The sequence below is a fragment of the Solitalea koreensis genome (assembly GCF_900182575.1).
Classification (GTDB): Bacteria; Bacteroidota; Bacteroidia; order Sphingobacteriales; family Sphingobacteriaceae; genus Solitalea; species Solitalea koreensis.
The window spans coordinates 410421-422399 of record NZ_FXSZ01000003.1 but is presented as its reverse complement, the minus strand read 5'-3'; the positions used below and the strand labels follow the sequence as shown (position 1 = coordinate 422399).

General features: G+C 38.5%; 8 protein-coding genes. All 8 read right to left on the bottom strand.

What is annotated here, in order from left to right; genetic code table 11:
- Positions 1-79 precede the first annotated feature (79 nt).
- Entirely contained in the window at positions 80-1462 is a 1383-nt protein-coding gene (locus tag FN756_RS07280; RefSeq protein ID WP_142602835.1) for a SusC/RagA family TonB-linked outer membrane protein, read from the bottom strand.
- A gap of 116 nt (positions 1463-1578) precedes the next feature.
- Positions 1579-2715, bottom strand: coding sequence for a FecR family protein (locus tag FN756_RS07275; protein WP_142602833.1), 1137 nt, complete (start codon positions 2713-2715; stop codon positions 1579-1581).
- A gap of 98 nt (positions 2716-2813) precedes the next feature.
- Positions 2814-3383: an RNA polymerase sigma factor gene (locus tag FN756_RS07270; protein ID WP_142602831.1), complete on the bottom strand. Its 570-nt coding sequence runs from the start codon at positions 3381-3383 to the stop codon at positions 2814-2816.
- 348 nt (positions 3384-3731) lie between these two features.
- Positions 3732-4277, bottom strand: coding sequence for an SRPBCC family protein (locus FN756_RS07265; protein ID WP_142602829.1), 546 nt, complete (start codon positions 4275-4277; stop codon positions 3732-3734).
- Positions 4278-4452: 175 nt separating this feature from the next.
- Complete coding sequence (locus FN756_RS07260; RefSeq protein ID WP_142602827.1) at positions 4453-5607, bottom strand: TlpA disulfide reductase family protein; 1155 nt, start codon at positions 5605-5607, stop codon at positions 4453-4455.
- 35 nt (positions 5608-5642) lie between these two features.
- On the bottom strand, positions 5643-6848 hold the full coding sequence (locus FN756_RS07255) for a thioredoxin family protein (RefSeq protein ID WP_142602825.1): 1206 nt from the start codon (positions 6846-6848) through the stop codon (positions 5643-5645).
- Between the two features lie 154 nt (positions 6849-7002).
- A complete protein-coding gene (locus FN756_RS07250) occupies positions 7003-8430 on the bottom strand; it encodes a RagB/SusD family nutrient uptake outer membrane protein (RefSeq protein WP_142602823.1) in 1428 nt (475 codons plus the stop codon).
- 42 nt (positions 8431-8472) lie between these two features.
- Complete coding sequence (locus FN756_RS07245; protein ID WP_185955214.1) at positions 8473-11925, bottom strand: SusC/RagA family TonB-linked outer membrane protein; 3453 nt, start codon at positions 11923-11925, stop codon at positions 8473-8475.
- Between the last annotated feature and the right edge of the window lie 54 nt (positions 11926-11979).

Below are 11979 nucleotides of genomic sequence, written 5' to 3'. Positions count from 1 at the left end.
GCATCGGCCAGTTTCCCACATTACAACAGGATAATAACAATAAATACAACGGGAATTATTTAGTTTTGGATGTAGCTAGTTAGGGGAAGATTACAGAAAGAGCAAATTGAGTTTGTTCCGAACCACCGGAAAGTCGCACTTGTCCGTCTGTACTACGGGCAACTTTATTATACAAGAACTTTGTCCAATCGGTGTATCTTGTAGTATCCCATTTCATCAAATCGTAAGCATTTACACTTGGATTGGCCGGATCAACTCCATCATTTCTAAAAGCTTCTTTACGCATGGCAACATACTGCTGGGTGTTCATCATATTCACCATACTTGTCGGCCTCGACCAACCTGAATTAAAAGTAGCTTCAACAGAAGTCTTACCAGCTTTTGCTTTACGAGTTGTGATAAGAACTACACCATTAGCTCCTCTTGATCCGTAGATAGCGGTAGCATCGGCATCTTTTAGCACCTCAATACTTTCAATATCGGCCGCGTTGAGATTCACAAAAGGTGAGGTACCGGAGGTTGCATTTGTTAAACCACCCAAAGTCTGAGCAGAAGTACCACTAGCATACGTAACACTTCCCGATTTGTGAGCAAACGGCACTCCATCAATAATATACAAAGGTTCGGAACCCGCACCCAAAGAGCTCTTACCTCTGATAATTACACTTACAGGAGCTCCGGCATTACCATTTGCCTGTGTAATTTGAACTCCCGGCAATCTACCACTAAGCGCCAAAACAGGGTTTTCTACCGGTTGATTTCTAATTTCCTCACCTTTTATTTTAGAGATGGTTCCTGTACTTAACCTGCGAGTGGTGGTTCCATAGGCAATCACTTGAACCTGATCTAAGGTTGAAACAGCTTCTTCCAAGGTCGCATTTACAACATGATTTTGACCTACGGTAATTTCTTTCGTTTTGAAACCTATATAGGTGAATACCAAAACATCACCACTCTGTGCAATTAAACTGTATTTACCTTCAGAATTTGTTGAAGTTGCTTTAGATGAATTTTTAATAGCAACTGTTACAGAAGGTAAAGGAATTCCTTTATCATCGGTTACAAGACCGGTTACCTGTATTGGATCGGGATTACTTACCTGTATAACGTTTACCTGTTGTTTCTTTTTAATTATGGTTACGGTTTTTCCTTCTATTAACCAGGTAAAAGGCTGCTCTTTAAAAGTTGCTTGCAAAGCATCTTCCAATGAGGCATTCTTTAATTCAATGCTTACAGGTTTTGCTGTTTCAATCAGTAAAGCATCATAAAAAAACACATATCCAGTCTGATTTTTAATTACTGAAAACACCTTTTTAATCGAAATATTCTTCGCAGAATAATTAATAACTTTTTGACTATTTGCAGACACCTGTAAACAGACAGCCATCAATAATAAAATAAGTTTTGTGCTAAGCCACCGCTGACGAACGCTTAGGCTCTTACTAAGAGTAAATAATTGCATAGATTTGTAAAGTTTAGGTTGTACAATAAGTTTCTCCTTGAAAATTAATTTGTGCTTCTAATGGTCAGATTTGTTCGAGCATTTCTGACCTTTTTTCTTCTTAGTTTAGATTGTTTTTAGGGTAATACTATAAGCTTTTCTCCTTCCTGTTTAAAATGTAATCCATTATTTTCTAAAATTTTTAACACTTGCGGCAGACTTAAATTTCTTTCCATTTCACCTTCAAATTTCTTTTCAGATGGGATCCCTTGGAATTCAACATCTATACCGTACCAGCGATCTATTAAACGCATAACTGTGTGTACGTCTGTATTATCAAAATAGAAGTATCCGTTTTTCCATGCCATCACCTCATTCATATTTACTTCAGTATTAACTTTTATGGCTCCATTAATTTGTGCTTGTTGTGCTGGTTTTAGAAGCTTGGTATCATTTCCTGATGATACTTTAACTGATCCTTGTAAAAGGGTCACTTTTATTTCAGCATCTTCATCATAAGCATTCACATTAAAATGAGTTCCTAATACAGTAACTTCCATATCTCCCTTTTTCACTTTAAAAGGCTTATTTGCATCGTGTGCAATTTCAAAATATGCCTCACCATTAATAGTCACTTTTCTTTCAGTTCCTACAAAAGCTACCGGATAAGTAAGCGAAGAGCCGGCATTCAGCCATACTTTACTACCATCAGTCAAAGCCAGACAGATAACCTTGCTCCCTTTAGGATTAGTTAAAGTGTTATAGGCTAATACTTCGATTGATTTCTGGTTAATGTTTTCATACTTGATTTGACCATTAGATAACTTCACCAGTTTTGAGTTTTTTTGTGAGGCAAGAACTCCCGTTTCAGCTCCTCCCAATTTCACTTTTCGCCCATTAGAAAGTGTTACATAGGCAATATTTTCTGCCGGGGCATTAATTTTGGGAATCGTTGAAACAACTGATGCCACTTGCGTTTTTTGAGAAGCTTTATTCATTGTCAACAAAGTAGCTCCACCTATAAATAGGAAAAATGAAATAACGGCTGCAGCTTTAAAGAGTGGCTTTTTATATAGAGGAACCACAGGAATCATTTTTGATCGAATTCGCTGATAGAGTTGTTCCCCAATTTGAAAAAGTTCCTCGTTTAACTCTTCAGGTAAATTTGTATCATCAATTGAATCATACCATTTATCCACTTTGGCATTTTCTTCCAAAGATGTTTCTCCCTTGAGGTATTTAGATAAAACCTTTATTGTTTTAGAATGCTTCATTTCCGTTTAGTAATTCGTCTCTTTCTAAAAAGAGCTCTTTATTACTAAATACCTAAATAAGAATAAAGTACTAGTCTATCTGAAAAAAAAATTGGGATTTATAAAAAGAATGGAAGCCAGCAGGAATAGTGAGACAAATTCTTACGCAAACGGCCTAATGCAGTTGTTAACGTATTTTTAACTGTTTGCTCCGAAAGATTTAAGTGTTGGGCGATTTGGGCGATTTGTAAGTTTTCGACGCGGCTAAGTCGATAAATTTCTTGCATACGTTCCGGTAACTCAGAAACTTGTTGGGATATGATATCTTGCAATTCCTTAGCCTGTACAATTTCCTCGGAACTAAGTTCTATAAGGTTTAACTCTTCAACATCGAGTGGTAAATGAATTCCTTTTTTTGCTTTCCGATAAACCGATTTAATTATAGCATACTTTAGCGCGGTAAATAAATATGGAGCAAGAGAATTTTCAATTTGAATAGTGGCTCTATTATTCCAACAGCTGATAAAAACTTCCTGTACCACATCTTGTGCATCTGCATCATTACCCGTACGATTTAAGGCTTTATGAAAAAGAGGCTTCCAGTACCTATCAAAAATGACATGAAAGGCAGCCTCCTCGTTCTCATGCACCATCAATTCTCTATCATTTAATTCTTTAGGTAGATTCATAAAGTTCAAGTAGCAAAAAAAAAGTATTAATTGCAAGGTCTTACAATTAATACTTTTTGATCGTTTTAAGAACCAGATTAAAATCTTACATTACTTATTATATCCAGAGAGTTTTGTCACTAGCAACATCATACCACTATTTGCTATACTTTGAATTATTAGTAATCGCTGAATTTCAGAAGTCTCTATGAATTTACCCCGATGCTAAGCAAGGTTTGCATTGAAATAAAAAAGATTTAATATTCAATTAACCCCATTGCACATCAAAGCCTTCAACACATTTACCCCTCTCCCCCTAGAATTAAGTGTAAAAGTAGACAAAATGGAAAATAGACTTAACATTTATCTTTAATTCACTTTTGCAGCGGGAATGGAGGTGGAAAAAAGATTAATGATGCCACTGGAGTATTGAGAAAATTCAGTTTCCAGCTGTGCTTTTAAGGCTTGCTTTGCCTCTGCTTTTCCTTCGATTCGGGCCAGCCACTTCACCTCCGTCATGCCGTCTTTTGATTTGGTGAATACGGCGATGGTAGCGCTCTCCACATCTTTTGGGAGAGATTCTTTTTTTATCCCGTAAACCAAGAATTTGTAGTTCTGATCTATCTGCTTAATTTCTTCTGTTCGGGTGGAGCCATCTGCGAAAATCAACACGCGATCACAAGGCAAATCTGATCCTTTAATTTCGGCGGATTTAACAAAGCCCTTACTACTCACCGTAATTTTTTTTAAGTTAGATAAAAGGTTCCAAGCAGACTCTTGATCGGCTTTTACAATGGCGATTTTTGTTACATCCCATTCTACAGTTTGTGCGGTACCCATTTGTGCGTGTGAACGCTTGGGTGATAAAATCGCAACTAGTGATAAAATGAATATGGCTAATAGTGTTTTCTTCATGTAATTTAGTTTTTGAAAATCGGGGCTTTCCGAAAAGATTTTGGCTCAATTTGGCGGTTGCCTTGCGGGGGAGTTAGCTCTTCGCATCGTTCAATGCAAAGAAACTAACCCCTCGTTGGAATTAACCTACTTTTTGGACAGCCCCATCTTCTGATTTAGGATATATAGTGCGTTCTTAAATTCCGAACAGTTCTTTTAATTTCTTGTCGAGGCTCTCGCCACGTAGGTTTTTCTCAATAATTCTTCCTTCCTTATCAATCAATACCAAATAAGGGATGCCGCTAAACAGGTATGACTCCATTACAGGTTTTGATTCCTGAGCATTAATTTGTGGCCAAGCCATTTTCTCTTCTTCCATTGCCTTTTTCCATTTCTCAGGTATTGCATCTACTGAAACCGCTAAAATATCAAGTCCTTTATCTTTGTACTTTTTGTACACTTCTTTCAAATGAGGAATTTCCTGACGGCAAGGACCACACCATGAAGCCCAAAAATCTACGATGAGGTATTTACCCTTAAAATCCTTAGGTCCCCATTTTTTACCTTGCAAATCAGGATAGGCAAAGTCAGGTGCTTTTTTTCCATTCGCAATCTTATCTGTCTGCTTCAGTAAAGCCAAAATCTCTTCTTTCTTCTTTTGGGCTTGTGGTAAATTCGGATACTTCTTAATTAACCTATCGAGGGTTTCCAATATATATGCCGACTCACGTTTTGTACTTAAGCAATTAAGCGCATACAGTACAGTAGGCTTGTCCCAATACATTTGAATGATGTATTTAATACGAGCATTAAAATCTTCATCAAGACGGCTATAACCATCTTTTACGTAATTGATCCAAACCGAATCGGTAGTTTTTGATGCTGCATATTGCTCCTTCCCTACAGCAATCATATTTTGATAGTTCCGATAGCTGGCGAAATTTACAAGGTTTATCACATCGTTATCCGCAGAACCTTCAATGTGGATGTGAGGGGGATTTTTGACTTTCATCTTCGCCGTATCAATCCCTCTGAAACTGATCTTCAGATCGTCTTTATCAGCCCAAAAATCAATTCGATCCATATAATAAACCCGAATCTGATAATAATCAGGCTTTTGGGTATTTATTTTAAAACTGAATGTATTATTGGCATCCAGTTTAGCGCTGTCAATTGCCTTAAAAGCTTTTTTAAAACCTTCGCCTTCATATTGCCCCAGGTAAATTTGATACTTGCCCGTAGGGTCAGGGAATTTCACTTTGCCTGTTACGGCAATCTGTTTATTTGACTGAGCCATTAAGCTACCCGAACATAAAATGCTCGCAACGATTAAACTCAAAATCTTTCTCATTGTCTTTTTTCTATTTTATTTATAATTCGTTTTAATTAGTCTTTCATCATAGGTGGGGTCATTTGGCCTTTTTCACCCGCTTGTTTTCTTAAGTTTTGAGAATTTAGAGTGAAATTTTCTGCCTCTTTTAAATTACCTTGTTTCTTGCTGATCATTTTTCGAAGATCAGATACCAGAATCTGCGTAAATAAATCTTCATTAGTGCTATATGCATCAGCCCATTTGTTTGCGTTTGCACAATAGTTAACAGGCGCCTCTCTCACCATTTCCATCGCTGCCCATAAAATAGGCTGAGCGTTTGATTTTTCAGCCTGATTAAGATTGTTATCAATAAGCTGGCAATACTTATCCCATTGCTTATTCCCGAACAATTGAGTTAAATGCAAGGTAAACAACTGCTTTTGTGCAAAAGGAGTAGCATTTGAAGCCAATAAGGTCTCCATGGCTTTTGCCTTATCTTGTGCAGTTTTTAAATTTTTATTGCTTAAGTGCGCTCTCTTTAATGAACTAATTGTGGTAGCAAAAACCTGGTTAAAATATCTTTCTACATTACCCTTTTGGTCCATGGCACTTAATTCATCCTCCTTGCTGTACAGATAGGCAAACGATGAAGAACTTACATCGAGCAAAAAGCGCTTTTCCAATTCCCAGTTTGCTTTTTCCAATAATGACTCTTTAGGTAAGGCATCAAAATAGATTTTTGCCACCTCTCCCATTTTTACATGTTCATAGGCAATTTCCAAAGCCGACAGATAGGCCATTGCCGTTTGTGCGGAATGATCGCCGCCATCGAATTTTTTAGCAAGACCAAAGACTGTCTTTTCAGGATTTAAGGCTTTTCTTGATTCGGCCATAAATTCTGGAGAAGGGGAACTTCCTACAAGTTTATGAATCACATTACCATCGCCATCAATAAACAATAAGGTAGGATATGCAGAAACGCCGAAACGATCTTTCAGTTTCGGGCCTTCGCCTTTTTCCATATCCACTTTAAGATTTACAAAGTTCTGGTTGAAAAAATCGGCCACGCTATCCGTTTTAAAAACGGTATTGGCCATCATTTTGCACGGACCACACCAAGAAGTGTAGGCATCAAAGAAAATTAATTTGTGCTGTTGCTTTGCTTCAGCTAATACTTCATTAAAAGCCGTGTCATGTTTAAAATTAATCTCCCGATTTTGGGCATTTGCAGTCATTAACAACATGGTGCCAACTACTGTAGTCATTAGAAATTTATTCATTCTATTTCATTTTTGGTTAGACAACCCTTAGCGGGCATGTGATTGATTAAGTAAAAACAAACGATAGGCTTTAATTTTAATGATCATAAGATAGTAGCGGGGTCAAAATCATGAAAACGACCCCGCATTTATCTGTTTATTGATTGAAAGGATTTTATTGTATGTAACCCGGATTCTGCTTAATCAATCCCATCGAAATATCGATTTCCTTTTGAGGAATCGGCAATGCATATTTTGTGGCCGATAAATCCACATTGATCGGCATGCTATTTCTTAATCTATCGAAACGATCATGACCTTCAAATGCCAACTCCCATCGACGTTCCTGCAAGATTGCAGCAACGAGACTAGCGCCGTCTGTAAAATTAGCAGTAGTGTACAGAGCAGGCTTACTTCCCGCAGGAAATGCTCGCTGATGAATGAGGTTAAGCATATTTACTGCCGGTTGAACATTACCCTCACGCTTAGCCAATGCTTCCGCCTTATTTAAAACAACTTCTGCAAGGCGGATAACCATCATGTTATCGAATTGGGAAGGATGAGTGAACTTTGTACTTACCAATCTTGAAACACCACTCACTAGCTTGGAAGTAATCATACTTGATTTACGAATGTCATTTGCCGCGTATGTGTTGGCAAAAGCAGGATCAATAAATGTAGTCCCCATACCCACAAAGCTTTTATGGGCGGATGAATTGTTCAAATAAGCATTATAGCTTACCGGATAGCCATATACGACCTCTTTATCAAACTTAATATTTAGCGGGTTAGTTCCACTTTGAACCAATGTAGAGTTATTAGGAAAAACAGTGGCAGGATTTAGGGCCAAGGTATAAGCTGGATCTGCCAACACTTCATCAGCCATTTGAATGGCTTTTGAATAGTCTCCCAGATACAAATACACTCTTGAAAGAAATGCTTTACCCACAGATTTTACTGCTCGGGCATGTAAGTCAATGTTAGCCGTTGTAGCTGGCAGGTCAGGCAATGCCTCTTCCAAATCTTTCACTACCCTGTCAAGCACTTCCTTGTTTGTTGAACGTGACAGTAGCTGTCTTTCATCATATCGTTCGAATGCATCAAGTCGTAAAGGAACACCCATTTTTGCTGCCCCCTGAGCATTAAAGGCATTCTCTCCAAATAAGGTGATCAAACGGAAGTAACTAAATGCCCTTAGAAACTTGGCTTCGGCAATAAACTGTTTTTTGGCGTTCTCATCATAATTACCAGTAGAGGGTAATCGATTTATGATTACATCAGCAATATTGATAATTCGGTAATGACCACTCCAGATGGTAAATACTTCATCGGTTTTAGGGTCTAAACTTCCTGTATAATAATTATTGACGGTTGCTGCCGCTATACCTGTACTCATATCACCCAGGTTCAACACATAGCGCTCCGCCAAAAACTGCTCATAATATCCGCCCATTAATAGTCGCTCGGTGGTTACTTTCGTTTCTAGCAAGGAAGCTTCAGTCAAATTATTCTCAGGCCGTAAGTCTAATTTTTTATCACATGCGCTTAGTGTTAATAATGCCGACAGGGATAAATAAACTGTATTTTTATATAGTGATTTCATACTGTTCTTTGATTTAGCTTATCTTTCAATTCATTTCTTTTTTTAGAAGCCCAGTTTAACTCCCATGTTGTACATTCTTGATGAAGGCAGGGTAAACTCATCGCGTCCCATTTGGAGAGCAGATGAACCAAATGCACTCACCTCAGGATCTATACCCGAATATTTTGTGATTGTAAACACATTTTGAACTTCAGCATACAATTTCAATGATGATAAACGAAGACGTCTCGCAATGTCCTTGTTGAAGCTATAGCCTAAAGTCAGGTTACGCAATTTTACATAGGATGCATCTTCCAAAAAGCGAGAAGTATTACGGCTGAGAGAATAATCATATCCATTATAGGTTTTTACTCCTGTAGTGGCATTAGTATTTGAATTATAAGCATTCAATAATGCCGGAATCGCTGTTTGCTGCCCTGGGGTTGTCCAGTAGCTAAGCATATCCGGAGATAGATTGAGAGCATCATTTGAGGCGTAGGTATACGTATAAGCCTTCGATCCATTGATCATTTTATTGCCATAAGCATACGAGAAAAACGCATTTAGCTCAAAGCCTTTATAGCCTAATGAATTATCGAATCCACCGAAAAATTTAGGCGCAGCATCACCCATATACTTCCTGTTCACTTCACCACCGGTAGTTTTTTCTAATACTGTCTCGGTTTTATTTCCGTCTTTATCAATTAACAAAGGATTTCCATTGTCAGGATCTACGCCCGCCCATTCATACAAGAAGAAAGAGGTTACCGAATGGCCTTCCATCATAAAGCGACCGGTACTTGCTTCCAAACTCTTCGCTAGTTGAAACGGATCTGTTAGGCCATCTCTTGGATATAGCTTTTCGATCTTATTTATGTTTTTAGCGATGTTAAAGTTTGATTTCCATGAAAAACCTTTTTTATTAATATTCACCGTGTTAATCGTAAGCTCAACTCCTTTATTGGATATTTCGCCTATGTTCTGTTGTTGTGAGGTAAAACCTAAATAACCTGGTATCGGGAATGAAAGGATCGCATTCTTTGTTAGTTCGTTATAATAATCAAAACCAACGCTGATATTGGATTTTAATAAAGACATATCCATTCCTAAGTCATATTTGGTACGTGTTTCCCATTTAAGATTAGGATTATTAGGGGTAGTAGGAACTACAGCAATTTCATTTCCCCAGGTGGCATTACCACTGGCGTTAGTATAAACACCTTGATTTCCGTAATAACCTGTACCACCGTCCGATCCTGAAAGGCCAACGCTTCCGCGCAGTTTCAGCTGATCAACAAAGGCAACTTTGTCCATAAAGGATTCCTGTTTAATATCCCATCCGGCAGAAACCGAAGGGAAGCCGACATATCGTTTGTTTTTGCTAAACTTTGATGAACCATCAACACGATAGGTTGCTCCCAGCATGTATTTATTGTTGAGAATGTAATTTAACCGGCCGAAATAGGACATCAACGCCCACTCTTGTTTTAATGAGCTAGCCAACGTACGAGTGCCTGCAGTAGAGATACTCAAAACCTCATCATTTGGGAAATTTGAACCGGTTGAAGCGTTCATATACTCAACCGATGATTCAAAGCTTTGTCCCACGGTCGCATTAAAATTATGCAAACCAACTGCTTTCTTAAACTCAGCGGTATTGTTGATTATCCATTTTTTGTTTTGACGATCCGTTTCTGAGGCGATTCCGCCTACAGTTCTAGGCTTGCTGGAAAATCTGCTATAAGCTCTCGAGGTATTCCAATCAACTCCTACTTCGGAACGTATTTTCAACCATGCGTTCATCGAAAACTCTCCGAAAACGTTCCCGATGGTTCTGTTTTCGGCAATTTCATTTTTGGTAGTGTTAGCAAAACCAACCGGGTTAAGATCGCGACCTGATGACAGCAATACCGGATTCGTCCACGTATCCCAAACGTAATCTCCAGCATCATTCTTAATTGGTTTGTTAGGTGCAGTCATGGCAGCATCCCCATAAATTTGCTGAGCACTTATGGCATTGTTTTGTGTATTAGATAAAGCCAGGTTGGTACCAACTTTAAAAAACTCATTCAGCTTTTGGTCAATATTGATCCGACCCTGAAAACGCTCAAACTGATTCTGAATAATGTAAGGCATCTCTTTAGCATAAGAGGCGCTGATATAATACCCTCCGTTTTCATTCCCATTTGAAATATTAAAGGCAGCATTATAACCTTGACCATTGCTAACTACCTCATCAATCCAATTGGTGTTGATTCCTTTTGTGAAACTGGTAGTTTTATTCATGGCCTTCAGAAATGCTGTATAAAAGTCGGCATATTGATCTCCATTCATAAAGCTATGTTTCTTGTATGGAGTGTTAGTCGAGGTGGAAAGTTGAACATCCATCTTAGGCCCATTTGATTTAGAGCCTTTCTTTGTATTAATCAGGATTACGCCCGATGCGCCTCTGGAACCATAGATTGCCGTCGCGTAGGCGTCTTTCAATATTTCAATAGACTCAATATCATCAGGATTAATGGAAGCTAATGGGTCTGTTTCAAAACGCTCACGATTATTTTGTGACATTGAGGAAGGAATGTTACCTACAAAGCCGGATCCATAAGTTCTGCCAGCATAATTAACAGTATTGTTATCTTGGTCAATCCCATACATTGGCACTCCGTCTATCACCAACAGTGGAGAGTTTCCTTTTCCATTGATACTGGTGATACCCCTTACGGTAATGGCCGAAGCAGCCCCCGGAACACCCGAAGAAGGTAAAACCTGAACACCCGCAACACGGCCTACTAAGCCTGAACTGATAGAAATTGGCGCCTTACCAAGGTTATTCGGTTTTAAGGTTCCGACAGAACCCGTCAAGCTTCTTTTTTCCTGAACACCGTAACCAACCACTACAGCTTCTTGCAAGTAGGCCACAGATGGTTTCAGAGCGATGTTTATTTCGCTGGTTTTACCTTCTTCTACCAACACGTCATTAATAGTTCTTGTATCAAAACCTACGTAAGAGAAAATTAAGCGATATTTTCCCGGAGAAAGGTTGAGTTTAAACCCACCGTCATTATCAGTTAATGTTACCATGTTAGTACCATCAACGCGAACTGCCACTCCGGGCAGCGGTGATCGCTCAGTATCGTTTTCAACAACGAATCCTTTTAGTATACCTTGAGCTTTTTTATCAGCTGCTACAGGTTTTGTTCCTCTAACAATGAGAATGGTATTGTTCTTTTCTTGAAACGTAAGGTTCTCTGTTATCAAGAGTTCATTTAATATTTGTTCTAGCGACTGACGTAAAAACCGATGTTCAGCTACTTTTTTATCTTTTAGAAGATTGTAGTCGTAAGCAAAGCCTACCCGACTAGTGATTTCGATGCGCCTTAATGCTGATTCGAGAGTTCCACTTTCAATGGAAACATTTATCTTCTGCTTGACCAATTCTTGGCCTCGAACGCGTTCGGCTTTTAGTACCCCGAAGGACATTGCCGTAATACTTAATACAATTACACTGAGCCTCATAGTCTCCCAGATTAGCTTTGTAAACGTTTTTTTCATATATTTGAACTGTTTTGG